Origin of the sequence: Streptomyces racemochromogenes (genome assembly GCF_039535215.1) — a bacterium.
GTDB classification, from domain to species: domain Bacteria; phylum Actinomycetota; class Actinomycetes; order Streptomycetales; family Streptomycetaceae; genus Streptomyces; species Streptomyces racemochromogenes.
In genome coordinates this window covers 1,201,493-1,226,741 of the sequence record NZ_BAAAWT010000001.1, presented here as the reverse complement: position 1 = coordinate 1,226,741, position 25,249 = coordinate 1,201,493, and the positions used below count along the sequence as shown (strand labels likewise).

The following is a 25,249-nucleotide window of genomic DNA, read 5'->3' as shown; positions in this document are numbered from 1 at the left end:
CCGGCGGAGTCGGGCCAGCCCCAGGGATGCGTGAACCATGAGCTGACTGTTCGGCGGACCCCCGCAGTTGAGCCACGGGCGGCCCCGTTACCGCCCGTTGATCGGCGATCACTATAGAGCGGGTGCGGCGGATCTCACCCGGAAACTTTTTCGATGGCAAGTTTCAAGCCACTCCGCAGAGGTGATTGTCCGTCAGCCGGGACGGGGGAGGAGCGGAAGGATCTTGACGGGCGTCCTGCGCTGGTGGAGGCTTCCGACCGGCGGACCTGCCGGCATGCGGACGGAGCGGAGTGGTGATGACGGGCCCGGTGCTCGCAGTGGACCAAGGCACCTCGGGGACCAAGGCCCTCGTCCTGTGCCCCGACCGCGGGATCATCGGCTCGGCCTCCGCCCCCGTACGCCCCCGCCACCTGCCGGACGGCCGCGTGGAGGTGGACCCGGCCGAACTGCTGGACTCCGTCGTCGACGCCGGACGGGCCGCGCTGGCCGCCGCCGGCGAGCCCGTGGCGGCCGTGGGCCTGGCCAACCAGGGCGAGACCGTACTCGCCTGGGACCCCGCCGACGGCGAGCCGCTGACCGACGCGATCGTCTGGCAGGACCGGCGCGCCGCCGGCCTGTGCACCGAACTGGCCCCGCACGCCGAGATGCTGCGCGAGCGCACCGGACTGCCGCTCGACCCCTACTTCGCCGCGCCCAAGATGGCCTGGATACGCCGCCACCTGACGCGGCGCGGCGTGGTCACCACCAGCGACGCCTGGCTGGTGCACCGCCTCACCGGCGCGTTCGTCACCGACGCCGCGACCGCCGGCCGCACCCAGCTGCTCGACCTCGACACCCTCGGCTGGTCGCCGGAAGCCCTCGGAGCCTTCGGCCTCGACGGCGAGGCGCTGCCCGAGGTCGTCGACGCGGACACCCGCGTCGGCACCACCACCGCCTTCGGCCCCGAACTGCCGCTGACCGGGCTGCTCGTCGACCAGCAGGCCGCCCTCCTCGCCCAGAGCGTCACCGCCCCCGGCACCGCCAAGTGCACCTACGGCACAGGGGCGTTCCTGCTCGCCCAGACCGGGTCCCGGCCGCGCCGCAGCACCACCGGACTCGTCGGCTGCGTGGCCTGGCGGATCGGCGGCCGCACCAGCTACTGCCTCGACGGCCAGGTGTACACGGCCGCCTCCGCCGTGCGCTGGCTCACCGACCTCGGCGTGATCTCCGGCGCCGGGGACCTCGACACCGTCGGCGCCGGCGTCCCGGACTCCGGCGGCGTCACCTTCGTCCCCGCCCTCGCCGGACTCGCCGCCCCCTGGTGGCGGGGCGACCTGCGCGGCTCCGTCACCGGCCTCGGCCTCGGCACCACCGCGGGACACCTGGTGCACGCCCTGTGCGACGGCATCGCCGCCCAGGTCGCCGAACTCGCCGACGCGGCGGCCGCCGACCTCGGCACCCCGCTCACCACCCTGCGCGTCGACGGCGGCCTCACCCGCTCCGCCCTGCTCATGCAGGCCCAGGCCGACCTGCTCCGGATACCGGTGGAGGTGTCGGCCCTGCCCGACGCCACCGCCCTCGGCGTCGGCGCGGTCGCCCGCCTCGGCCTCGACCCCGCCCTCACCGTCCGCGACGCCGTCCCGCAGTGGAAGCCGGCCGCCGTCTACGAACCCAGGGCCGGCGCCGACGAAGCCGCCGAACGCCGGGCCCGCTTCCGCACGGCGGTCGCCGCCCTGCTCGACGGCCCCGCGTGAGCGTCACCACCCGCGGCGCCCTGCCCGGCGGCGCGTACGACGTCACCGTCATCGGCGCCGGCGTCGTCGGCTCGGCCATCGCCCGCGAACTGGCCCGGCTCCCGCTGCGGATCGCCCTGCTCGACGCCTCCGACGACGTCGGCGACGGCACCTCCAAAGCCAACACCGCCATCCTGCACACCGGCTTCGACGCCGTCCCCGGCTCCCTGGAGTCCCGGCTCGTCCGCGACGGCAGCCGGCGCCTGGCCGCGTACGCCGCCGAGAACGGCATCCCCGTCGAGCCGCTCGGGGCGCTCCTCGTCGCCTGGGACGGCGAACAGCACGCCGCGCTCCCCTCGCTCGCCGCCAAGGCCGGGCGCAACGGCTACCACGACGCCCGCATCGTCACCGCCGAGGAGGTCCGGTCCCGCGAGCCGCACCTCGGCCCCGGAGTCCTCGGCGCCCTCGACGTACCCGGCGAGTCCGTCATCTGCCCCTGGACGACCACCCTCGCGTACGCCACCCAGGCCGTCCGCGCGGGCGTCGACCTCCACCTCAACTGCCGCGTCGACGCCGTCACTTCCGGCGACCCGCACCTGCTGGCCACCGGCCGCGGGCCACTGCGCACCCGGCACCTGGTCAACGCGGCCGGCCTGTACGCCGACGAGATCGACCGGCTGCTCGGCCACGACGACTTCACCGTCACGCCCCGGCGCGGCCAGCTCGTCGTCTTCGACGCGCTCGCACGGGACCTCGTACGCCACATCCTGCTGCCGGTGCCGGGCGCACTCGGCAAGGGGGTCCTGGTGGCGCCGACCGTGCACGGCAAGGTCATGCTGGGCCCCACCGCCGAGGACCTCGACGACAAGACGGCCACCGGATCGACCGCCGAAGGCCTCGCCCTGCTGCGGGAGAAGGGCCGGCGGATCCTGCCCGCCCTCCTCGACGAGGAGGTCACCGCCGTGTACGCGGGACTGCGGGCCGCCACCGGCTCCGAGGACTACGCGATCCGCGCCCACCCCGCCCAGCGGTACGTCACCGTGGGCGGCATCCGCTCGACCGGCCTGACGGCCTCGATGGCCATCGCCGCCCACGTCGTGGACCTCCTCGCGGAGGGCGGCCTGCCGACCTCCGGTGCCGAGGACCTCGAACCGCTCCGCATGCCGAACCTGGGCGAGGCGTTCCCCCGCCCCTACCGCGACGCCGAACTGATCGCCTCGGACCCCGAGTACGGCCGGATCGTCTGCCACTGCGAGCGCGTGACCCGCGGGGAGATCCGCGACGCGCTCGCCTCCACCGTCCCGCCCGGCTCGCTCGACGGCCTGCGCCGCCGCACCCGCGCCCGGGCCGGCCGCTGCCAGGGCTTCCACTGCGGGGCCGAGGTCCGCGCCCTGCTCGAGTCGAAGGCCCGCCCGTGAACACCACCGACCGACGGGTGGACGTACTCGTCATCGGGGCGGGCCCGGCCGGGCTGGCCCTCGCCGCCCGGGCCGCCCGCGCGGGCGCCGGCCGGGTCGAGGTCCTGGAACGCGACCAGCAGCCCGGCGGCGTACCCCGCCACTGCCACCACGGCGGCTTCGGCAGCCCCCCGCGGCCCTGGCTGCACGGCCCGGAGTACGCACGCCGCGCGGTCACGGCCGCCCTGGACGCCGGAGTGGCCCTGCGCACCGGCGTTACCGCCACCGGCTGGGCGGGACCGCTGACCCTGGAGACCACGAGCCCCGCCGGGCTGGAACGGATCACCGCCCGGGCCGTCGTCCTCGCCACCGGCGCCCGGGAACGCCCCCGCAGCGCCCGCCTCGTCCCGGGAACCCGCCCGGCGGGCGTCCTCACCACCGGCGAACTCCAGCGGTCGCTCCACGCGTACGCCCAACCGGCGGGCCGCCGGGCCGTACTGGTCGGAGCCGAACCGGTGTCCCGCCACGCGGCACGCGCCCTCCGCCGCGCGGGAACGCAGGCCGTGGCGATGCTCACGGAACACCCGCGCGGCACCGCCCTCCCCGGAGTCCCCCTCCTCACCCGCACCACCGTGACCGCCCTCCACGGCCGGGGCCGCCTCACGGGCGTCGCCGTACGCCACCAGGACGGCCGGGCGGGGGTCATCGCCTGCGACACGGTGGTCTTCACCGGCGACTGGATCCCCGACCACGAACTGGCCCGCCGCGGCGGCATCACCCTGGACCCGGGCACCCGGGGCCCGTGCGTGGACCCCGCCTTCCGCACCACCACCCCGGGCGTCTTCGCCATCGGCAACGCCCTCCACGGCGCCGAACCCGCCGCCACCGCGGCGGCCGAGGGCACCGCCGCGGCCCCGGCCGTCCTCGCCCACCTCACCGGCACCCCCTGGCCCACCCCCGGCCCCCGCCTGCTCCCCGAGTCCCCCCTCACCTGGATCACCCCGAACCACCTCCCCACCCCGGCCACCCGCCCCCTCCTCCTCCGCGCCACGACCCCCCTCCCGACCCCCCTCCTCCAGGCCCACCAGGACGGCCGCCCCCTCTGGCACCACCGCTTCCCCACCCACGTCCCCCCGTCCCGCTCCCTCCACCTCCCGCCGGGCTGGACACGACGGATCGACGGGGAGGGCGGCCCGGTGATCCTGTCGGTCTCGTGAACGGGGCTTCGAAGCCCATGCCGTAGCGGTGCCGTCCAAGCCGGGGGTGCAGAGGACCGCGGTCACCGCTCGCACCGGTCCGCCCGCCCGTTACCTTCGTCCGCCGGGGTCCGTCAGTGAGGTGACACAGACCGCGGACGGAAGGACCCCACGATGCTCACCGACATCATGTACGTGACGCTCTACGTCACCGACCAGGACCGCGCCCTGCGGTTCTACACCGAGCAACTCGGCCTGGAGAAGCGCATCGACTACCCCAACCCCGGTGGGCGCTTTCTCACCGTCGGCCTTCCCGGCACCCCCGTCGAGCTCCTCCTGTGGGAGGACCCCGCCGCCGCGGGCCGGCCGACGGCGCCGGGCGCCGCGCCCGGACCCGTCATCCTGGAGTCGGACGACCTGCGCGCGGACTTCAGGGTGTTCCGGGACCGCGGGGTGATCTTCGACGAGCCGGAGCCGGAGGACTACGGCTTCGGCGTCCGCATCGAGACGGCGGACCCGGACGGCAACCGCGTCTCCCTCCGTGAGCGCGCCCGCGCACCCCGCGGCAACGGCTGACGCCCCTGACCACCGGCGCGGTCCGGCGCGGCGCTGCGCCGCCGGACCGCGCCTCGCCCCGCTCACTGCGGGTCCGGCAGGTCCGTCAGAGCGAGCTTGGCCGGGTCGGTCACAGCCGTGATGTCCGTGATCCGCCCGTCGACGACGGTGAAGGCGAGGACCGAGAGCGGGGAGCCGTCCTCCCGCCAGGAAACGACCCCGGGCAGACCGTTGACGAGCGCAGCCCGCCCCAACGCGGCCGCACCGGCGGCCAGCCGCGCGCCGGCGGCGACCTTGGTGGCGCCGAGGACGACGACCACGCCGTCGGGGGTGTCGACGGTCAGCCTCACCTCGGGGTCGAGCAGCCGCAGCAACGCCTCGAACTCGCCGCCGCGGGCCGCCGCCAAGAAGGCCTGGACCACCTCTCTCTGCCCCCGCCCGCCGCCGGCCGGACGCTCGGTCGCCCGCACCTTCCTGCGGGCGCGGCTGGCCAGCATCTTGGCGGCGGCGGTGGACTTGCCGAGGATCTGGCCGATCTCGTCGAACGGCACGGCGAAGAGATCGTGCAGCACGAACGCCAGCCGCTCGTCGGGCCGGAGCGACTCGAGGACGACGAGGAGCGCGAGCCCGACCGAGTCGGCGAGCACCGCGTCCTCCTCCGGCGCGGCGGCATCGTCGAGCGTCACCACGAGCTCGGGCAGCCGGTCGTCGTAGGACGCCTCGGGACGGGCCTGCCGCGATCGCAGGACATCAAGGCTGATCCGTCCCACCACGGTGGTCAGCCAGCCGCCGAGGTTGTAGATGCTCGCCGTGTCCTGGCGGGAGAGGCGCAGCCACGCCTCCTGGACCACGTCCTCGGCGTCGGCCTGTGACCCGAGCATGCGGTGGGCGACCGCGCGCAGCCGGTCACGCTGAGACTCGAACGCCTCGACCATCGAGGCCGTGGGGCCGGTGTCGGACATGGTGCCACCTTCCTCGGATCCGCTCCGTCATGGGTGATGACGGACCCGGACGGGCGCAGGTAACCGATGACGGGCTTTCAGGAGACGACGCGTTCGCCAGACGGCTCGGCGACCACGATCTGGATGTGCGGCGGGCCGTACTTGCGTGCCTTGTCGACCATCTTGGCCACATCGACCTTGTGCCGTTGCGCGGATACGTACAGCGGTGCCGGCATGGCCGGGTTCGGCGGCGGTACGGTCGCTCCGGCGGGCAGCGTCATGCCCGGCCGCAACCGGACCCCGATCAGGGCGCGTTCACCGTCCGGGGGGATCACCACGACGAACTGAGTGACATCGCTCCACGGCAGTATCACATTGCCGATCCGCACCAGGGCGGTGTTGAAGTAGAACAGGAGCCGCCGGGAGTCGAACCAGGACGAGATGAGTGGGATCGCGAAGACGATCACCGCTCCGCCCTTCATGTCGAGCGCCCAGCCAAGGAACAGAGCGAGCGCCACCACGGCGACGATCGCCCCCCACAGTCCCGCCAGGTCCTGCGAGGAGGCCGGGCGCGTCACCTTGTAGCGCTGCCACCGCATACCACGCTTCGGCCTCCATTCCGCGCCCGCTGAGGAGTTCGGATAAGACGAATTCGGATTCGACACGGAAAGAACCTCTGAATCTCACTGGGATGGATATCGAGTTGCGACAAGGGGCGGCTTGGCCGCCGGTCGCGGACGACGCGGGCAGGTACGGCGACTGTGAAGTACCGCACAGGTTCGATCGGCTCGAAACCGGATCCGGATCGAACACGCGCCGGTTGGATGTGCTCATGCATGTCGCAACCGAGGTCTTCCTTCACGTCAGGGCTCCGCCCCGTACCGGTGGTGGCCGGGGTCGGTTTTTGCGCTCCCGGGGCGCAAGGCCTCGCGGCGTACGGACGCCCGGGCCCCTCACCGTCGCCAGCCGTGCGCCGCGCACATTCAAACCGGCATCGCGCCGCGTGTCCCGGCCCGTCGGCCTCGTCGGACAGACACCGGACAATCGCCGGACAACGGCTTTCCGGACGCTCCAAGGAGAGAAAGGAACGAGAGGTGGGACGCCAAGAGCAGCCGCTGGACCCCGAGCAGGGGCCTGTTGTCCGATTCGCCCACGACTTGCGCGACCTCAGGCGGCGGGCGGGTAGCCCGTCCTACCGCCAACTCGCCGCCCGGACCCACTTCTCGGCCTCCACGCTGGCGTCCGCGGCTGCCGGTCAACGCCTGCCCAGCGCCGCCGTGCTGGCGGCCTTCGTCAACGCCTGCGGCGGCGACCCGGAGGAATGGGAACAGCGCCGCATCCACACGCACGTCCTCTCCACCAGCCCACCTTCGGTCTCCTCGCCGTCGACGCCCAACGCCCAGGTCGAGACACGCGATTCTCCGCAGCAGTCGAAGTCGCGGTGGCGGGTGCTGCGCAAGCTCGCCGGCCCTGCCGCGGCCTTGGCGACGGCTGTCGTGATGCTCGGCGTGTTCGCCTCCGGCGACTCCGTGCCATCGAAGGGCGCCCAGGCAGCGGACCGGCTGCCCGACATGCCTGCCGCCATGGTGGAGGTCCGACTGCGTGATGACGGACGGTGGTTGCGAACCGACGCGGGCATTCCCCGGCAGTATCGGCACCTGATCGTCGAGGCCGGGACCATGTGCGACGTCCCGCAGGTCACGCCCGCCCTGGTGGCCGCCATACTCGAGGCGGAGAGCGAATTCGACCCCCTGCTGAGCGACCCGGCCAAGGACGAGTACGGCATCGCCCGCTGGACACCCCGAGTCCTTCGCTACTACCTGCCGCCCGCCAAGCAGAAGGCCATCCCCAAGCCGCCCTTCAGCCCCGAGGACTCCATCCCCGCCGTGGGCAGGATGCTGTGTGCGATAGCCCCCGAACTCGAAAGCATCCCAGGTGACCGGGCCCTCAACCTCGCCGCCGGCTACCGAATCTCCACCTGGCGAGTACAACTTCAGGGCGCCGAACTCCGAAGCATTCAGCCCTACCTCAACCGAGTCCGCGCCAACCTCGACCGATACCAGCCGGCGTCGGACTCTTCCCAGGGCCTTGCCGGGCGGTAGCGCGCTCCGCACAAACGCCATGCCCTGCTCGTGAACGCGCAGCCGGATCACCTGCCACGATCGGCCTGCGTGAGGTGATCATTGCCCATAAGGAACGCATGCCCGCTCAGCTCCCGCCAGGAGGCAATCAGTGACGACCTTGACCCTCCTGAATCCGGGCGCCATGGTCCTCGACGGTGCGGTCTTCGGCCCGCCGCCCGGTGGCCGGCGGGCTGCTCGTTTCTACCTCGCGGGCGAAGCCCAGGCCGTGGACACGGTGCAGCCCGTGTTCAAGGACACCGCATTGCACGTCCGCCGCGCGAGCGGCGGCATCGGCTCAGCCTCCGCGCTGAAGATGGCGTTCGCCAGTTACCAGAAGGCCGCCCGAACCCTCGCCGGCGTGGCCCACGCGCTGGCCCATGCTCATGGCGTCGGGGACGAGCTCACGGCCGAGGCACAGGTGATGGCGTCCAACATCCTCTCGGCCCCTGGATACCTGCCCAGCGTGGCCGCACGCGCCTGGCGCTGGGCTCCGGAGATGGAGGACATCGCCGAAACGCTCCGCGCCGCCGGGTTGCCTGCGGATATGGCCGATGCGGCGGTCGCGGTCATGGCCCGCTGGGAAGGAGACAAGGACCACTACGACCTGTCGGTCGCGGAGGTCTTGGCCCACTTGCGGGAACAGCCTGCTCGCTGAGTGGCGGCCCCTTCAAGACAGTGGCGTGGTCGCGGCTCATCTGCTGCCCAGAGGGCAAAGAGGAAGCGGAAGATGTGGTTGAACGGGGTGGTCCTGTGAGGTTCCGGTCACCCGGTCGCGCTGCGCCACAACCCGGTACCCGACAGCCGAACCGCACTGTGCGTGTAACCCGCCCGCCCCTACGCACAGCAGGGGCCACCTCGTCGACGTCTACCGGGCCCGGCGGATCGCCGAGACCTGCGCCGCCCAGGACGTACGCCGCCCCGCCGACCACAGGGTCTCGAGTTCCTCGACGCTCGGGCGATCGAGGGGCGGACCGGGTACCCGGTCCGGTCCGCCTGGCGCTCGCCCGGCGAGGCGCGGACCTACCCGCGGGCCGATGCCATCGCGGTCGCGCCGGCCACGTTCAACACGGTCAACAAGTGGGCCGCCGGCTTCGCCGACAACCTCGCGCTCGGCATCCTCTGCGAAGCCCCCGGCATGGGCATCCCCACGGTCCTGCTGCCCTATGTGAACACCGCGCTCGCCGCCCACCGGGCCTACCGGCGCAGTATCGACGAGCTCCGCGAGATGGGCGTGCTGATCGGCAGCTACGAGCCCCACCGCCCGAAGTCCGGCGGCGGGGCCGACCGCTTCCCGTGGGAGGAAGCGGTCGATCTGCTCACCCCGCTCCTCCGGACCGGGGCCGAGCCGCAGTGAACGCGCTTGGGCGGCCCTCGCCGAGATCTCCGGATACATCCCGTAGCACCTGTTCGAGCGGGTGCAAGAGCACCTCGACGTCGTCCTGGAGCGTTGACGCGGACCGACCGCGGGAGGGGCGGCGGTTGGGTGGTTCGGCAGAATTGCCGGTCGGGTCGTTGCGGACAGAGGGTGTCCGCTATCGGGGATAGGTTGCCGGTATGGCTTCCAGGACGAATCCCGTGCTCGACACCCGCGCGCTGAACCGTGCCACGCTCGCCCGCCAGCTGCTGCTGAGCCGCGCCGAGATGTCCCCCGAGGACGCCGTCGCGCACCTGCTCGGACTCCAGGCGCAGAACGTGAAACCCCCTTACTTCCAGCTCCACGCCCGGCTCGCCGGGTTCCGGCCGGAGGCGTTGGCCCGGCTGATGGAGGAGCGGAAGGTCGTCCGGATGGTGACCATGCGGTCCACCATCCACACCCACACCGTCCGGGACGCGCTGGGACTGCGGCCGCTCGTGCAGGGGGCCCGCGACCGGGAGGTCGGCTACTTCCGCAAGGGGCTCGTCGGCGTGGACCTGGAACGGCTCGCCCGGCGCGCCCGGGCCTTCGTCGAGGCCGAGCCGCGCACCATGGGGGAGATCCGCGAGGAGCTGCTGCTGGAGTGGCCCTCCGCCGACCCGCAGGCGCTGGCCGTCGCCGCCCGCTGCCTGCTCCCGCTCGTGCAGGTCACCCCGCGCGGGGTGTGGGGCCGCAGCGGGCAGGTGCGGCTGACGACGGTGGAGGCCTGGGTGGGGGAGACCCCGCAGGAGCGCGCGGCGGACGGCGTCGACGACGTCGTGCTGCGCTACCTGGGTGCCTTCGGGCCCGCCTCCGTCAAGGACATGCAGACCTGGGCCGGGCTCACCCGGCTGCGCGAGGCCTTCGAGCGGCTGCGCCCGCGGCTGGCCGCCTTCCGCGACGAGAACGGCATCGAGCTCTTCGACCTGCCCGACGCGCCCCGCCCCGACGCCGGCACCCCGGCGCCGCCCCGCTTCCTCCCCGAGTTCGACAACCTGCTGCTCTCCCACGCCGACCGCTCCCGCGTGATCCCCCCGCAGGCCAAGGGCCGCAGCTGGACCGGGAACCAGGCCCACTGCACCCTCCTCGTCGACGGGTTCCTCGCCGGCCTCTGGCGCATCGACGACGCCGGCGGACGGCCGCGCCTGACCGTCGAGCTCTTCGGTACGCGGACACGGCCGGGGAAGGAGGAGAAGCAGGAGAAGGAAGAGATCGTCGCCGAGGGCGAAGCCCTGCTCGCCGCGATGGGCGGCGCGCCCGGGCCCGTCCGCTTCGGGTCAATCCACGGCTGACGCCGCCCTGGTGGAGGTCCCTCCCGGCGCGGCACGATGCCTCTCATGACGGAGAACAGCGCCACCGAAAGCTTCCAGGCCGCGCGGGACTTCCTGCTCGAACACCGCGGGAAGTACGACGCCGCCCACGCCGGCTTCACCTGGCCCCGCCCCGAGCGCTTCAACTGGGCCCTCGACTGGTTCGACCACATCGCGACCGGCAACGGCGCCGACGCCCTGCGCATCGTCGAGGAGGACGGCACCAGCCGGTCCGTCTCCTTCGGGGAGATGGCGAACCGGTCGGACTCCGCCGCCAACTGGCTCCGCGCCCAGGGCGTCGCCGCCGGCGACCGGATCCTCGTCATGCTCGGCAACCAGAGAGAGCTGTGGGAGGTGATGCTCGGCGCGATGAAGCTGCGCGCCGTCGTCATCCCCGCCACCCCGCTGCTCGGCCCCGCCGACCTGCGCGACCGGGTCGACCGCGGCCGGGTACGCCACGTCATCGCCCGCGCCGAGGACACCCACAAGTTCGACGAGGTCCCCGGCACCTACACCCGCGTCGCCGCCGGGACCGAGGTCCCCACCGGGTGGCGGCGGCTGGAGGACATGTACGCCACCGACTGCGACTTCACCCCGGACGGCGTCACCCTCGCCACCGACCCCCTGATGCTCTACTTCACCTCGGGCACCACCGCCAGCCCCAAGCTGGTCGAGCACACGCACGCCTCGTACCCGATCGGACACCTGTCCACCATGTACTGGCTCGGGCTGCGCCCCGGCGACGTCCACCTCAACATCGCCTCGCCCGGCTGGGCCAAGCACGCCTGGTCCAACATCTTCGCCCCCTGGAACGCGGGCGCGACCGTCTTCGTCCACAACTACACCCGCTTCGACGCCGAGCGCCTCATGGCCGAGATGGACCGCGGCGGCGTCACCACCTTCTGCGCCCCGCCCACCGTCTGGCGGATGCTGATCCAGTCCGACCTCACCAAGCTGCACAAGCCCCCGCGCGAGGCCGTCGCCGCCGGCGAGCCGCTGAACCCCGAGGTGATCGAACGGGTCCGGGACGCCTGGGGCATCACCATCCGCGACGGCTTCGGCCAGACCGAGACCACCCTCCAGGTCGGGAACTTCCCCGGCGCCGAGGTGAAGCCCGGGTCCATGGGCCGCCCCGCGCCCGGGTACGAGATCGTCCTGCTGGACGCCGTCACCGGCAAGGAGTCCCCCGTCGAGGGAGAGCTGTGCGTGGACCTGCGCCATGCCCCCGCCGGGGTGATGACCGGCTACCGCGACGACCCCGGGCGCACCGCCGAGGCCATGGCCGACGGCCTCTACCGGACCGGCGACATCGCCTCCCGCGACGCCGACGGCTACCTCACCTACGTGGGCCGCGCCGACGACGTCTTCAAGGCCTCCGACTACAAGATCAGCCCGTTCGAGCTGGAGAGCGCCCTCCTGGAGCACGAGGCCGTGGCCGAGGCGGCCGTCGTCCCCGCCCCCGACGAGCTCCGCCTGGCGGTGCCGAAGGCGTACGTCACCCTCGCCGCCGGCTGGGAGCCCGGCGAGGAGACCGCCCGGGCGCTCTTCGAGCACTCCCGGGCGGTCCTCTCCCCCTACAAGCGGATCCGGCGCATCGAGTTCGCCGAGCTTCCCAAGACCGTCTCCGGCAAGATCCGCCGGGTCGAGCTGCGGGAGCTCACCGCGGCCGGCTCGACGCGCGAGTACGACGAGGCCGACCTGGGCTAGGTACGGCGTACGGGCCTACGGGCGTACCGGCCCGAGGCCCACGCGCCCGAGGCCCACGGGCCTGCGGCCTGCGCGGCCCAGGGGCCTCAGCCCGGCAGCTGCGCCTCGATCGCGGCGATGACCTCGGGGGCCTCGGGCTCGGTGCGCGGGCGGAAGCGCGCGACGACCTCGCCGGCGGGGGAGATCAGGAACTTCTCGAAGTTCCACTGGATGTCCCCCGCCTCACCCTCGGCGTCCGGGGTCTTCACCAGCTCCTGGTAGAGGGGGTGCCGGTTCTCGCCGTTCACCTCGGACTTCTCCAGCATCGGGAAGGTCACGCCGAAGCCGGCCGCGCAGAAGGTCTGGATGTCCTCCGCGGTGCCCGGCTCCTGCCCGCCGAACTGGTTGCAGGGCACACCGATGACGGTGAAGCCCTTCTCCTCGTACTTGAACTGCAGCCGGGCCAGTCCCGAGTACTGGGGGGTGAGCCCGCACTGGGAGGCGGTGTTCACCAGGAGGATGGCCTTGCCCCGGTGGGCCGCCAGGCTGGTGGGCTCGTCGTCCAGGGTCGTCAGCGGGATGTCGTACAGGCTCATCGGGCTCTCCTCGGCGGGGGAAGGGGCGTCGGGACGGTGTTCGAGATGGCGTCCGAGACGTCGAACGTCGATACGGACATCAACAGCCCCAGAGCCTAGGCCCCCATTCCCACCAGCCGGTCCGCCGGGTCGTTGACCGGCTGCGGCATGCCCGTCAGGTCCATCACGAACAGCGGTATCCCCAGGTCGTCCGCCCGGCTCCGAGCCTCCTCGGTGTACCCGGCCAGGGAGAAGTAGACGCTGGTGGCGGAGGCCGTCAGGCCGTTCAGCCACACGCATTCCACCGCCCGCAGCCCGGCCGGCGCCGTGGTCGGGTCCACCTGCGCCACCACCCCGGGCGCCCGCAGGTCCACCACCGCCGACGGGATCGGGACCTGGTCGGGCTGGCGCACGTCCTGGAAGCCGAGCCAGCGCAGGTACAACGCGGCGGTGACCACCGCGTCCCGCGCGGTACGGATGGTCACGGGCCGGAACGCCGGCCGCGACACCGCGGGCTGCCCGGTGGCGGGGGCGCCCGTCCGGGGCCCGGCGCCGCCCGCACCCTCCGGGTCGCCCGGGCCACCCGCACCGTCGCCGGGCTCCGCCCGCCCCGCGTCCCGCCGTACGCCGTCCCGCGCGCCCGCTGCCGCGCCCCCGCCCGACGCGCCGGTGTCCCCGGCAGACGCCCCGGCCTCCCCGGCCTCCCCGGCCGGCCGGCGGCCGCTCCACCGGATGCACGGGCACCCGTACGACCGTCCCGCAGGAGCCGCAGCCGACCTCCGGGTGCGGCCACTCGCTCTCCCGCCCGCAGGCCGCGCAGCGCACGGTCACCCAGGCCTCCGACCAGTTGCGGTGCGTGAGGGGGACGGCCGGGGCGGCCAGGTCCAGGGGCGGTGCGACCGGGCTCCCGCAGGCGCAGGGATAGACCGGGACGCTGTAACCGTTCTCGCGCCGGCACGAAGGACAGCGCACCGGTACCGCTTCCGCCATGAGACCTGGACCCCCTCCGTCGCTGTGCGTGGCTCCATGCTCCACCACCGGCAACCCCGGCGGGACGAGGACCGGCCGATTCACGCCGATCCGGCTCCGGGCCCGGTCATTTGTACAACTCACCGAACGCAATGCGGCTTTTGGTGGGTTCGGGGGTGCCTCGGCGCCTTGACGTGCGCGAAGTCGCGCCTTAGCTTGTTCCGTATAGCAGAACAAAAATTCCGGATGACGGAAAAAGTCTGACCGCCAGACCCGCAGGAGAACCTGATGCCTCGTATGACAGCCGCCGCTGCCGCAGTTGAGATCCTCAAGCTCGAGGGTGTCGAACAAGCGTTCGGCGTGCCCGGTGCTGCGATCAACCCGTTCTACCGCGAGCTCAAGAACGTGGGCGGCATCGCGCACACGCTGGCCCGCCACGTCGAGGGCGCCTCGCACATGGCCGAGGGCTACACCCGTGCCCAGGCGGGCAACATCGGCGTCTGCATCGGTACCTCGGGCCCGGCCGGCACCGACATGATCACCGGCCTGTACTCCGCCATCGCGGACTCGATCCCGATCCTCTGCATCACCGGTCAGGCTCCGGTCTCGAAGCTCCACAAGGAGGACTTCCAGGCCGTCGACATCGCCACCATCGCCAAGCCCGTCACCAAGGCCGCCACCACGGTCCTGGAGGCGGCGCAGGTCCCCGGCGTCTTCCAGCAGGCCTTCCACCTGATGCGCTCCGGCCGTCCGGGTCCGGTCCTGATCGACCTGCCGATCGACGTCCAGCTGACCGAGATCGAGTTCGACCCCGAGACCTACACCCCGCTGCCGGTCTACAAGCCGCAGGCCAGCCGCGCCCAGGCCGAGAAGGCCCTGGGCTTCCTGCTGGAGGCCGAGCGCCCGCTGATCGTCGCCGGCGGCGGCATCATCAACGCCGACGCCTCCGACCTGCTGGTCGAGTTCGCCGAGCTGACGGGCATCCCGGTCATCTCCACCCTCATGGGCTGGGGCACCATCCCGGACGACCACGAGCTGGCCGCCGGCATGGTCGGCGTCCAGACCGCGCACCGCTACGGCAACGCCACGTTCCTGGAGTCGGACACGGTCATCGGCATCGGCAACCGCTGGGCCAACCGTCACACCGGTTACAACCTGGACGCCTACACCAAGGGCCGCAAGTTCGTCCACGTCGACATCGAGCCCACCCAGCTGGGCAAGATCTTCGCCCCCGACTTCGGCATCGCCTCCGACGCCAAGGTCGCCCTGGAGCTCTTCATCGAGGTCGCCAAGGAGTGGAAGGCCGAGGGCAAGCTCCCCGACTTCTCCGCCTGGGCCGCCTCCGCGCAGGAGCGCAAGGCCACCCTGCAGCGCCGTACGCACTTCGAGAACATCCCCATGAAGCCGCAGCGCGTCTACGAGGAGATGAACAAGGCGTTCGGCCCGGAGACCCGCTACGTCACCACCATCGGCCTCTCCCAGATCGCGGCCGCGCAGTTCCTGCACGTCTACAAGCCGCGCCACTGGGTCAACTGCGGCCAGGCCGGCCCCCTCGGCTGGACCATCCCGGCCGCCATCGGCGCCGCCACCGCGCAGCCGGACGTCCCGGTCGTCGCCCTCTCCGGCGACTACGACTTCCAGTTCATGATCGAGGAGCTGGCGGTCGCCGCCCAGCACAAGGTCCCCTACGTCCACGTCCTCGTGAACAACGCCTACCTGGGCCTGATCCGCCAGGCGCAGGGCGGCCTCGGCATCAACTTCGAGGTCAACCTCGAGTTCGAGAACATCAACACCCCGGAGATCGGCGTCTACGGCGTCGACCACGTCAAGGTCGCCGAGGGCCTGGGCGTCAAGGCCATCCGCGTCACCGACCCGGACAAGCTGGGCGAGGCCTTCGAGGAGGCCAAGAAGCTGGCGCAGGAGTTCCAGGTCCCGGTCGTCGTCGAGGCCATCCTGGAGCGCGTCACCAACATCGCGATGAGCAAGACGGTCGACATGAGCGACGTCACCGAGTTCGAAGAGCTCGCGACCGAGCCGGGCCACGCCCCGACCGCGATCAAGGCCCTCCAGGTCTGATCACACCCCGTACGCACCCCGCGGCCCCCGTTCCTCCACCCGGAGGGGCGGGGGCCGCGGGGCGTTGGGGGGTACGGGGCCCGTGGGCGTGAGTGAGGGGGCCGTCGGGATGCGGGGCGGCGGGGACTGGTGTGGACTGCTGGGGGTGGCCGGCGGGCTGTGGAGTCCGTGCGGGGCGCGGTCGTCCTACCGGAGGAGCACGTACATGTCGCCGAGCAAGCCGAGCATCGTCTTCGCCCACGGGCTGTGGGCCGACGGGTCCTGTTACAGCAAGCTGATCCCGGTCCTCCAGAGCGAGGGCCACGAGGTCGTCTCCGCGCAGAACACCCTGGACTCCCTGGAAGGGGACGTGGACGCCGTCCACCGTGCCCTGGGGCGCGTCAGCGCGCCGGCCGTCCTCGTGGGGCACTCCTGGGGTGGGTACGTCATCACCGCCGCCGGTACGGACGAGCGGGTGAAGGGGCTCGTCTACGTCGCCGCCCTGGGTCCGGACGCCGGCGAGTCCCCCGAGGAGCTGATCGGGAAGTTCGACCCGCCGCCGCTCTTCTCCCACCTGGACAACGAGGACGGGCGCATCTGGATCGCCCGTGACGGCATCTCCCACTTCTGCGGGGACCTGCCCCAGGCGGAGCAGCAGCTGGTGTGGGCGACGCAGGGCGCCCCGCGCGCGGAGGTCCTGGGCTCCAGGCTCGACGAGCCGGCCTGGCGGACCCGGCCCAGCTGGTTCCTCGTCGCCACGCGGGACCACGCGGTCAACCCGGAGCTCCAGCGGTTCTGCGCACAGCGGATGGGGGCCACCGTCGCCGAGGTCGAGTCCTCGCACACCCCCATGCTGTCCCGGCCCGAGGCGGTCCTGGACCTGATCCGGACGGCGGCCCGCTCGGTGGGGTGAACGGCAAAGAGCCGAGTCACGGGACCGTCCGTGACTCGGCTCTCTGGTTGTTACCGCCCGACGGAGCGAGGCTGGCGCGACAGGACGTTCGCACCGCCGGGCGGAGTCGGAAGGTTCTCCTCCATACGGAGGGGGCCCTGTGCGTGGCCCCTCTGTACAGAGGAGTGGCTGGGACCGTGGCGGTCGGGCGACGAGAACTCCGGCGTCGTCTCCCTCAGGTCAAGAGACGGGCCTCGGAACCCATTACCACCGCACTGGCTCGCTCGCCCGCCACGGTCCTCGTCCTGCCCCCACCGCGTACCACCCCTCATCCGGGTCCGCGGTGCGGGCTCGGCACCCGGGACCTGACCTCCCGTCAGGCCCCCGGTGCAGCTTGTCGGCTCAGGCGTCGCGCAGGGCGCGGACGGCCTCCTCGACGCGGCGGCCGTAGTCGGCGTCCGCGGCGTGGAAGTGAGCCAGGTTCTTCTCGATGACGTCCTCGAGGGTGACCTGAGACAGGCCGCCGGCGATGTTCGCCACCAGGCGCTGCTTCTCGGCCTCCGACATCAGGCGGTAGAGCTCACCGGCCTGGAAGAAGTCGTCGTCCTTGGTGTGGGCCGGGGCCTCGTGGGTGCCCGTGTAGCCGGAGACGGCCTTCGGGGCACCGAGGGCTATGCCGGTCTCGGCGGGGCCCTGGTACGAGTTGGGCTCGTAGTTCTTGTCGTGGCGCGAGCCGTTGCGCAGCGCCATGACGCCGTCGCGGCCGTAGTTGTCGGCCTTCGTCGCCTTCGGGGCGTTGACCGGCAGCTGGGTGTGGTTCACGCCGAGGCGGTAGCGCTGGGCGTCGGCGTACGCGAACAGGCGGCCCTGGAGCATCTTGTCCGGCGAGGCGGTGATGCCCGGGACGAAGTTGTTCGGGGAGAAGGCGGACTGCTCGACCTCGGCGAAGACGTTGTCCGGGTTGCGGTCGAGGACCAGGCGGCCCACGCGCTGCAGCGGGTAGTCGGCGTGCGGCCACACCTTGGTGAGGTCGAACGGGTTGAAGCGGTAGTCCGCGGCCTCGGCCGCGGGCATGATCTGGACGTAGAGGGTCCAGCTCGGGTTCACGCCGCGCTCGATCGCCTGGAGCAGGTCGGTCTGGTGCGAGTTGGCGTCCTGGCCGACGAGCTCGGCGGCCTGCTCGCCCGAGAGGCAGCGGATGCCCTGGTTCGTCTTGAAGTGGTACTTGACGAAGAAGGCCTCGCCCTGGGCGTTGGTCCACTGGTAGGTGTGGGAGCCGTAGCCGTTCATGTGGCGGTAGGAGGCCGGGATGCCGCGGTCACCCATCAGCCAGGTGATCTGGTGCGTGGCCTCGGGGGCGTGCGCCCAGAAGTCCCAGACGTTGTCCGGCTCCTGCTTGCCCGTGAAGGGGTCGCGCTTCTGGGAGTGGATGAAGTCCGGGAACTTGATCGGGTCCTTGATGAAGAACACCGGGGTGTTGTTGCCGACGAGGTCGTAGTTGCCCTCTTCGGTGTAGAACTTGAGCGCGAAGCCGCGCGGGTCGCGGACGGCGTCCGCGCCACCGAGGGAGTCGGCCACGGTGGAGAAGCGCAGGAAGGTCTCGGTCTTCTTGCCGACGGTGTTCAGGAACGCCGCGCTGGTGTACGCGGTGACGTCGTCGGTCACCTCGAAGTAGCCGTACGCGCCCGAGCCGCGGGCGTGCACGACGCGCTCCGGGATGCGCTCGCGGTTGAAGCGGGCGAGCTTCTCCAGGAGCTGCTGGTCCTGGATCAGGAGCGGGCCACCGACGCCGGCGGTGGCGGAGTTCTGGTTGTCGGCGACCGGGGCGCCGGACTCGGTCGTCAGCGTGCGCTTCGACATGGTGACCTTCCGTACGGGTAACTGCTGACGGAAAGCGTCTTCCGTCATGCGGAACAGCCTAATTTCGGCGTGAACTCGACGTCAACAGTTTGTTTAAAAGAAAGAGAGAGGAGAGGTGATCCGGACGGTGCCGGCACTTGGGCGCGACAGGACAGGTGTCAGCACCGGCACCATCCGGAAACTCAGGCCCCCGTCAGGGCGGGGGGAGGGCGGCCGACCCGGGGGAGCTGGCCGCCGCGGGGATCAGACCTGGGCGCCGGAGAGGCGCTCGACCGCGCGCAGCAGCGCGGAGTGGTCCAGGCCGCCGTCACCCTGGGCGCGCAGCGAGGCGACCAGCTGGGCGACGACCGCGCCGACCGGCAGGGCCGCACCGACGTTGCGGGCGGCGTCGGTGACGATGCCCATGTCCTTGTGGTGCAGGTCGATCCGGAAGCCGGGCTTGAAGTCGCGGTTCAGGAAGTTGTCCTTCTTGCGGGTCAGGACCGTGGAGCCGGCCAGACCGCCGTTGAGGACGTCGAGGGCGGCCTCGAGGTTCACGCCGGACTTCTCGAGGAAGACGACGGCCTCGGCGCACGCCTGGATGTTCACCGCGACGATGAGCTGGTTGGCGGCCTTCACCGTCTGGCCCGAGCCGTGCGGACCGCACAGCACGATGACCTTGCCGAGGGTCTCCAGGATCGGGAGCGCGGCGTCGAAGTCGGCCTGCTCGCCACCCACCATGATCGACAGCACGGCCTCGATGGCGCCGGCCTCGCCGCCGGACACCGGGGCGTCGATGACGCGGATGCCCTTCTCGGCGGCGTTCTTCGCCAGGTCGACGGAGGTCTGCGGGGTGATCGACGACATGTCGATGATCAGCGCACCGGACTTGGCGTTCTCGAGGATGCCGTTCGGGCCGTAGTTGATGGCCTCGACCTGCGGGGAGGCGGGCACCATCGTGATGATGACGTCGGCGTCGGCGACGGCCTCGGCGATCGAGCCGGCCGCGGTGCCGCCGGCGGCGGCCAGGCGGTCCAGCTTGTCCTGCTCCAGGGTGAAGCCGGTGACCGAGTAGCCGGCCTTGAGGAGGTTCTCGGACATGGGGGAGCCCATGATTCCGAGGCCGATCCAGGCGATCTTCGGGAGCGCAGCGGAGTTGCTCATGATGAGGGTCCTTCTCTTAATGCTTCGTACGAAAAGTGCGTGAGGTGCCTGGCCGATCGCCCGGACTTCGTCCTCTTACTTGGCGGCCCGGGCCTCGGCCGGGAGCCAGTCGAAGGACGCGGCGGCGTCGGCGGCCTTGTACTCCAGGCCGACAAAGCCCTGGTAGCCGGCCTTCTTCAGCTGGTCGAGGAGGTCCTCGAGGGGCAGCTCGCCGGTGCCGGGGGCACCGCGTCCCGGCTTGTCCGCGATCTGGACGTGCCCGGTCTTGGCGGCGTACTTTTCGATGACCTCGGAGAGGTCCTCATCGTTCATCGCCAGGTGGTACAGGTCGAGGAGGAACTTGGCGTTCCCGAGGCCGGTGGCCTCGTTCACCTTGTCCACCACCTCGATGCCGGCCGGGGCGCTCACCAGGGGGTAGAGCGGCGACTCGGGCTTGTTGAGGGTCTCGATCAGGAGGATCGCGCCCACCCGGTCCGCGGCCTGGGCCGCGACGACCAGGTTCTTCAGGGCCAGCTCGTCCTGGACCGCCGGGTCCACGCCCTCGACGCGGTTGCCGTACAGGGCGTTGAGCGCCTTGCAGCCGACCGAGGCGGCGAAGTCCGCCGCCACGTTGATGTTGGCGTTGAAGCGGTCCGACTCCTCGCCGGGGACCGATACCGCGCCGCGGTCCGGGCCCGGCAGCCGGCCGGCGTAGAAGTTCAGTCCCACCAGCTGGGTGCCGGCGTCCTCAAGAGCCTTCTTGAGGGCGTCCAGCTCCTCCTGAGCGGGGGTGGGGGTCTCGATCCAGGGCCACCACAGCTCGACCGCGGTGAAGCCCGCCGCGGCGGCGGCCGCGGGGCGCTCCAGGAGCGGGAGTTCCGTGAAGAGGATCGACAGGTTCACATCGAAGCGCTGGTCCGTGTATCCCATGAGGGGTATGCGCTCCTTCCGTATTGCGGAAGTTATTTTCTGCTTGATGGAAGACTGCAAGCCGACCGTCGTACTTGTCAAGTGCGGACTCCCGGAATCTCAGGACTGCCGGGTAGCTTGGCGGCGTGCGATTGAGAGTTGAGTTCACGACCGAGCCCTTCGACCTCGAAGAGGCTCCCGCCCACGCCGTGGCCGCCCGCGAGGTCATCCAGAAGGCCGAGCTGGACGCGGTCGACGTCGGCCCGTTCGGAAACACCGCCGAGGGCGACTCCGACCGGGTGCTGACCGCCGTCGCCGCGCTGCTGCGCGACTCCCTGGACGCCGGCGCGACCCGCGTCTCGCTCCAGGTCAACGTGATCGGGGAGGACGGCGCATGACCGAGCCCCGCGACCACCCCTTCGTCGCCGCGGTCAAGCCGCTGGTGGACGCGATGGGCGGCGAGATGATGGACCCCGCCCTGGCCGAGCCCGACGACGTCGTGCTCGCGTGGGAGGGCCAGGAGCTGCTGGCCGTGCGCCTGCCCCAGCTCTCCGACTCGCTGGACCGCATCCTTGCCGTGCTGGAGCGCCGCCACGGCGTACCGTTGGCGCAGCTCGACCGCAAGGCCAAGCAGGACGTGGTGCGGATACTGGAGGCGCGGGGCGCCTTCTCGGTGCGGCACGGTGTGGAAACGGTCGCGAGCGCCCTGGGCGTCAGCCGTTTCACGGTCTACAACTACTTGAACCGGGACGCCGCAGCTCAAACGAAGCCCGAAAAGACAGCCAAGGGTGAGGGCTGAATAACCCGTGGTGACGAGCCGCCGCCCAATTCACCCGGGCGGCGGCTTTTGTGTACGGGAAGTTTCAACAAAGTGTTGACGCGGTGTTGTGGAGGGCGTTAGCTATGCGCAGCCCGTCAAGCAACAACAGGCCACGGAGGCCTACCGTGACTTCGAGTCCGACCCCGGGTCTCACCCGGTTCAACGCCTTGGACGACAGCGCGGCCACGGCCGAGCTCCACGAGGTGTGCGCCAGTTCGGCGTGGGGGAGCAAGATGCTCGCCCAGCGCCCCTTCGCCACCGCCGACGCCCTGTTCGCCGCCAACGAGTCCGCCATGGCGGAACTCACGGCGCAGGACCTGGGCGAGGCGATGGGAGGCCACGCGCCGATCGGCCGGCCGAAGCCGGGAGACCCGACCTCCGCCCGCGAGCAGCGTGGCATGGCCGGTGCCTCGGAGGAGCTCAAGACCGAGCTCCTGGAGCTGAACCTGGCCTACCAGGAGAAGTTCGGCCACGTCTTCCTCATCTGCGCCACCGGTGCGACCGGTGAGTTCATGCGGGACGCGGTCAAGGTCCGGATCGAGAACAGCGCCGAGCAGGAGCGAGAGATCGCCCGCGGCGAGCTCGTGAAGATCAACCGGATCCGCCTGACCCGCCTCGCCGAACTCGCAGAAGGAGAGTGACCATGAGCACCGAGACCACCGCGTCGGTGTCCACCCACATCCTGGACACCAGCATCGGCCGCCCCGCCGAGGGCGTCGCCATCTCCCTGTCGGCCCGCGCGGGCCTCGACGGCGAGTGGGCGGCCCTGGGCGGCAGCGCCACCGACGCCGACGGACGCTGCAAGGACCTGCCGGCCCTGCCGGAGGGCACCACACACGTACGTCTCGACTTCGAGACCGAGACGTACTTTTCGAAGAAGCAAGCCGAGGCGCAGCAGGACGCCCCCCGCGTAAGGGACAGCGGTGCGTTCTTCCCCGAGGTAACCATCACCTTCGCGGTGAACCCGGGCGAGCACTACCACGTACCGCTGCTGCTCAACCCGTTCGGCTACTCCGTTTACCGAGGGAGCTAGCATGGCCACGATTCTGGGCCAGAACCAGTACGGCAAGGCAGAGAACCGCGTCGTCAAGATCACGCGGGACGGCGACACCCACCACATCAAGGACCTGAACGTCTCGGTCGCCCTCTCCGGCGACATGGACGACGTCCACTACTCCGGCTCGAACGCCAACGTCCTCCCGACGGACACCACCAAGAACACGGTGTACGCGTTCGCCAAGGAGTACGGCATCGAGTCCGCCGAGCAGTTCGGCATCCACCTGGCGCGTTGGTTCGTGAACAGCCAGGAGCCGATCCAGCGCGCGCGCATCCGGATCGAAGAGTACGCCTGGGACCGCATCGCGACCTCGGACGCCAACTCCAAGTTCATCGGCGCCGACGAGGTCAACCACTCCTTCGTCCGCAAGGGCATGGAGACCCGCGTCACCCAGATCACGTACGACGGCCAGAACTGGGAGGTCATCTCCGGCCTCAAGGACCTGATCGTCATGAACTCCACGAACTCCGAGTTCTGGGGTTACGTGAAGGACAAGTACACGACCCTGCAGGAGGCGTACGACCGCATCCTGGCCACCCAGGTGTCGGGCCGCTGGCGCTTCAACTGGACCGACGACGAGCAGCGGATGCCCAACTGGGAGAAGTCCTACGCCGAGACCAGGAAGCACATGCTCCAGGCCTTCGCGGAGACCTACTCCCTGTCGCTCCAGCAGACCCTGTACCAGATGGGTTCGCGCATCATCAACCACCGTTCGGAGATCGACGAGGTCCGCTTCTCGCTCCCGAACAAGCACCACTTCCTCGTCGACCTGGAGCCCTTCGGCCTCAAGAACGACAACGAGGTCTACTTCGCCGCGGACCGCCCGTACGGTCTGATCGAGGCGACGGTCCTCCGCGACGGCGCTGACGCCCGTATCCCCGTGGACATGACCAACCTCTGAGCAGTGCACGCGCGCCCCGGGGCTCCGCAGTGGCCCCGGGGCGCGACACCCCCACAACTTCCTGAATCGGCACCCGGACCAGCACACGGGGCGGCAGTACTGTCAGCTGTCAGGCCCCCGGCTCCGGCACTCAAATCCCCTGGGTTTTGCCGTGCCCGCACCGCCACTGAAAGCACGAGGAAGTCCCATGGCACCGGCAGCCCATGACAGCGCCGTAGAGCGCATCGTCATCGAGAACTGTGCGATCGCTACCGTCGACGCGAACGACACCGAGTACGCCTCGGGTCACATCGTCATCGCCGGCAACAAGATCGAGTCCATCGGCGCGGGCAAAGCCCCCGAGAACCTCGACAACGTCGTCCGCCGGATCGACGGCACCGGGCACCTCGTGACCCCCGGTCTGGTCAACACGCACCACCACTTCTACCAGTGGATCACGCGTGGCCTGGCCACCGACCACAACCTCTTCAACTGGCTCGTCGCGCTGTACCCGACCTGGGCGCGCATCGACGAGCAGATGGCGTACGTGGCCGCGCAGGGCTCCCTGGCCGCGATGGCCCGCGGTGGTGTCACCACCGCGATGGACCACCACTACGTCTACCCCAAGAACTCCGGCGACCTCTCCGGCGCGATCATCCGCGCCGCGTCCGAGATGGGCGTCCGCTTCACCCTCGCCCGCGGCTCCATGGACCGCAGCGAGAAGGACGGCGGCCTGCCGCCGGACCACGCCGTCGAGACCCTTGAGGGCGCCCTGGCCGACACCGAGGCGACCATCAAGAAGTTCCACGACGCCTCCGCCGACTCGATGACGCAGGTCGCGGTCGCCCCGTGCTCCCCCTTCTCGGTCTCCACCGAACTGCTGAAGCAGGGCGCCGAGCTGGCCCGCCGCCTAGGCGTGCGCATGCACACGCACGGCTCGGAGACGGTCGAGGAGGAGAAGTTCTGCCACGAGCTCTTCGGCATGGGCCCGACCGACTACTTCGAGTCGACCGGCTGGCTCGGCGAGGACGTGTGGATGGCGCACAGCGTCCACATGAACGACTCCGACATCGCCGCGTTCGCCCGCACCAAGACCGGTGTCGCGCACTGCCCGTCCTCCAACGCCCGTCTGGCCGCCGGCATCGCCCGCGTCCCCGACATGCTGGCCGCCGGCGTACCGGTCGGCCTCGGCGTGGACGGCACCGCCTCCAACGAGTCCGGTGAGCTGCACACCGAGCTGCGCAACGCGCTGCTGATCAACCGCCTGAACCCGGTGCACCGCGAGGCCGCGCTCAACGCGCGCCAGTCGCTGCGCCTGGGCACCTACGGCGGCGCCCAGGTCCTCGGCCGCGCCGACAACATCGGTTCGCTGGAGGCCGGCAAGAACGCCGACCTGGTGCTGTGGAACCTCAACACCTTCCTGCACTCCTCGATCGCCGACCCGGTCACCGCGCTCGTCTTCGGCGCGGCCGCCCCGGTCACCGCCTCGTTCGTCAACGGCAAGCAGATCGTCGAGAACAACCGGCTGCTCTTCGCGGACGAGGAGGCCATCGCGGTCTCCACCCGCGAGGAGGCCCAGCGCCTGGCGCGGATCTCCGCCCAGGGCTGATCTCCCCAGCGACCGCTGGGGGGAACCCCAGGAGTCCGGCCGGGGGGGGACGGCCCCCGGCCGGCGGCCGCGGACCCGAGCGGGGTCCGCGGCAGCCGTTCCCGGGAAGCGCCCGAGGAGAGATCCGACGGCGCTCCCGGGAGCGGTCACCGCGCCACCGGAGCGGTGATCCGCGCGACGACCGCCCG

Annotated in this window: 23 protein-coding genes and 1 pseudogene; 17 read left to right on the top strand and 7 right to left on the bottom strand. The window is 71.2% G+C overall.

Translation table 11 applies throughout. The features are described from left to right. Positions 1 to 296 precede the first annotated feature (296 nt). From ABD973_RS05735 to ABD973_RS05720, 4 genes are all read left to right on the top strand, one after another. Positions 297 to 1,733 (top strand): FGGY family carbohydrate kinase, encoded by a 1,437-nt coding sequence (locus ABD973_RS05735; protein WP_125823012.1) that lies wholly within the window; start codon positions 297 to 299, stop codon positions 1,731 to 1,733. Beyond that, positions 1,730 to 3,130 (top strand): FAD-dependent oxidoreductase, encoded by a 1,401-nt coding sequence (locus ABD973_RS05730; protein ID WP_345498922.1) that lies wholly within the window; start codon positions 1,730 to 1,732, stop codon positions 3,128 to 3,130. The genes ABD973_RS05735 and ABD973_RS05730 overlap by 4 nt, the downstream gene beginning before the upstream one ends. Next, positions 3,127 to 4,326 (top strand): NAD(P)/FAD-dependent oxidoreductase, encoded by a 1,200-nt coding sequence (locus tag ABD973_RS05725; RefSeq protein WP_345498920.1) that lies wholly within the window; start codon positions 3,127 to 3,129, stop codon positions 4,324 to 4,326. The genes ABD973_RS05730 and ABD973_RS05725 overlap by 4 nt, the downstream gene beginning before the upstream one ends. Before the next feature lie 153 nt (positions 4,327 to 4,479). Next, on the top strand, positions 4,480 to 4,881 hold the full coding sequence (locus tag ABD973_RS05720; RefSeq protein ID WP_345498918.1) for a VOC family protein: 402 nt from the start codon (positions 4,480 to 4,482) through the stop codon (positions 4,879 to 4,881). A gap of 62 nt (positions 4,882 to 4,943) precedes the next feature. Here ABD973_RS05720 and ABD973_RS05715 read toward each other — a convergent pair whose 3' ends face one another. Next, positions 4,944 to 5,822, bottom strand: a complete 879-nt coding sequence (locus tag ABD973_RS05715) for a sigma-70 family RNA polymerase sigma factor (protein WP_345498916.1) — start codon at positions 5,820 to 5,822, stop codon at positions 4,944 to 4,946. 77 nt (positions 5,823 to 5,899) lie between these two features. Beyond that, positions 5,900 to 6,400, bottom strand: a complete 501-nt coding sequence (locus tag ABD973_RS05710; RefSeq protein WP_241253421.1) for a hypothetical protein — start codon at positions 6,398 to 6,400, stop codon at positions 5,900 to 5,902. A 495-nt stretch (positions 6,401 to 6,895) separates the two neighbouring features. Between ABD973_RS05710 and ABD973_RS05705 the strand changes: the two genes are divergently transcribed. From ABD973_RS05705 to ABD973_RS05685, 5 genes and pseudogenes are all read left to right on the top strand, one after another. Beyond that, the gene (locus tag ABD973_RS05705; protein WP_345498914.1) at positions 6,896 to 7,903 is read left to right on the top strand and encodes a helix-turn-helix domain-containing protein; all 1,008 of its coding nucleotides are present in this window, start codon (positions 6,896 to 6,898) and stop codon (positions 7,901 to 7,903) included. A gap of 130 nt (positions 7,904 to 8,033) precedes the next feature. Further along, the gene (locus ABD973_RS05700; protein WP_345498912.1) at positions 8,034 to 8,579 is read left to right on the top strand and encodes an NAD(P)-dependent oxidoreductase; all 546 of its coding nucleotides are present in this window, start codon (positions 8,034 to 8,036) and stop codon (positions 8,577 to 8,579) included. Positions 8,580 to 8,849: 270 nt separating this feature from the next. After that, positions 8,850 to 9,278: pseudogene (locus ABD973_RS05695) on the top strand (flavoprotein); the annotation flags it as partial. A 200-nt stretch (positions 9,279 to 9,478) separates the two neighbouring features. Then, positions 9,479 to 10,609, top strand: a complete 1,131-nt coding sequence (locus tag ABD973_RS05690) for a winged helix DNA-binding domain-containing protein (RefSeq protein ID WP_345498910.1) — start codon at positions 9,479 to 9,481, stop codon at positions 10,607 to 10,609. A 45-nt stretch (positions 10,610 to 10,654) separates the two neighbouring features. Further along, positions 10,655 to 12,334, top strand: a complete 1,680-nt coding sequence (locus tag ABD973_RS05685; RefSeq protein ID WP_345498908.1) for an AMP-binding protein — start codon at positions 10,655 to 10,657, stop codon at positions 12,332 to 12,334. Between the two features lie 86 nt (positions 12,335 to 12,420). Here the strand turns inward: ABD973_RS05685 and ABD973_RS05680 are convergent, their stop codons facing one another. Further along, the gene (locus tag ABD973_RS05680; protein WP_125817995.1) at positions 12,421 to 12,909 is read right to left on the bottom strand and encodes a glutathione peroxidase; all 489 of its coding nucleotides are present in this window, start codon (positions 12,907 to 12,909) and stop codon (positions 12,421 to 12,423) included. A gap of 95 nt (positions 12,910 to 13,004) precedes the next feature. Next, positions 13,005 to 13,373, bottom strand: a complete 369-nt coding sequence (locus tag ABD973_RS34725; protein ID WP_386382362.1) for a hypothetical protein — start codon at positions 13,371 to 13,373, stop codon at positions 13,005 to 13,007. Positions 13,374 to 14,145: 772 nt separating this feature from the next. On the opposite strand from ABD973_RS34725, the gene gcl reads away from it, so the two are divergent. Both gcl and ABD973_RS05665 read left to right on the top strand, forming a co-directional pair. Beyond that, positions 14,146 to 15,933, top strand: coding sequence for a glyoxylate carboligase (gene gcl / locus ABD973_RS05670; protein WP_125823023.1), 1,788 nt, complete (start codon positions 14,146 to 14,148; stop codon positions 15,931 to 15,933). Positions 15,934 to 16,138: 205 nt separating this feature from the next. Then, positions 16,139 to 16,825, top strand: coding sequence for an alpha/beta fold hydrolase (locus ABD973_RS05665; RefSeq protein WP_125823024.1), 687 nt, complete (start codon positions 16,139 to 16,141; stop codon positions 16,823 to 16,825). 381 nt (positions 16,826 to 17,206) lie between these two features. On the opposite strand, the gene ABD973_RS05660 is transcribed toward ABD973_RS05665, so the two are convergent. From ABD973_RS05660 to ABD973_RS05650, 3 genes are all read right to left on the bottom strand, one after another. After that, the gene (locus ABD973_RS05660) at positions 17,207 to 18,664 is read right to left on the bottom strand and encodes a catalase (protein WP_125605315.1); all 1,458 of its coding nucleotides are present in this window, start codon (positions 18,662 to 18,664) and stop codon (positions 17,207 to 17,209) included. 243 nt (positions 18,665 to 18,907) lie between these two features. Continuing rightward, positions 18,908 to 19,807 (bottom strand): 2-hydroxy-3-oxopropionate reductase, encoded by a 900-nt coding sequence (locus ABD973_RS05655; RefSeq protein WP_125823025.1) that lies wholly within the window; start codon positions 19,805 to 19,807, stop codon positions 18,908 to 18,910. Between the two features lie 75 nt (positions 19,808 to 19,882). Continuing rightward, the gene (locus ABD973_RS05650; RefSeq protein ID WP_125823026.1) at positions 19,883 to 20,716 is read right to left on the bottom strand and encodes a TIM barrel protein; all 834 of its coding nucleotides are present in this window, start codon (positions 20,714 to 20,716) and stop codon (positions 19,883 to 19,885) included. 125 nt (positions 20,717 to 20,841) lie between these two features. On the opposite strand from ABD973_RS05650, the gene ABD973_RS05645 reads away from it, so the two are divergent. From ABD973_RS05645 to ABD973_RS05620, 6 genes are all read left to right on the top strand, one after another. Continuing rightward, positions 20,842 to 21,093 carry a YkoF family thiamine-binding protein gene (locus ABD973_RS05645; protein WP_125598709.1) on the top strand — a complete coding sequence of 84 codons (252 nt, stop codon included), beginning with the start codon at positions 20,842 to 20,844 and terminating at the stop codon, positions 21,091 to 21,093. Then, positions 21,090 to 21,494, top strand: a complete 405-nt coding sequence (locus ABD973_RS05640; RefSeq protein ID WP_125598706.1) for a helix-turn-helix domain-containing protein — start codon at positions 21,090 to 21,092, stop codon at positions 21,492 to 21,494. The genes ABD973_RS05645 and ABD973_RS05640 overlap by 4 nt, the downstream gene beginning before the upstream one ends. Before the next feature lie 146 nt (positions 21,495 to 21,640). Further along, entirely contained in the window at positions 21,641 to 22,156 is a 516-nt protein-coding gene (gene uraD / locus ABD973_RS05635) for a 2-oxo-4-hydroxy-4-carboxy-5-ureidoimidazoline decarboxylase (RefSeq protein WP_125598703.1), read from the top strand. 2 nt (positions 22,157 to 22,158) lie between these two features. Then, the gene (gene uraH / locus ABD973_RS05630; RefSeq protein WP_007267387.1) at positions 22,159 to 22,548 is read left to right on the top strand and encodes a hydroxyisourate hydrolase; all 390 of its coding nucleotides are present in this window, start codon (positions 22,159 to 22,161) and stop codon (positions 22,546 to 22,548) included. A gap of 1 nt (position 22,549) precedes the next feature. Then, positions 22,550 to 23,473: a factor-independent urate hydroxylase gene (gene pucL / locus ABD973_RS05625; protein WP_125598700.1), complete on the top strand. Its 924-nt coding sequence runs from the start codon at positions 22,550 to 22,552 to the stop codon at positions 23,471 to 23,473. 187 nt (positions 23,474 to 23,660) lie between these two features. Further along, entirely contained in the window at positions 23,661 to 25,061 is a 1,401-nt protein-coding gene (locus tag ABD973_RS05620; RefSeq protein ID WP_125823028.1) for an 8-oxoguanine deaminase, read from the top strand. The last annotated feature ends 188 nt before the right edge of the window (positions 25,062 to 25,249 follow it).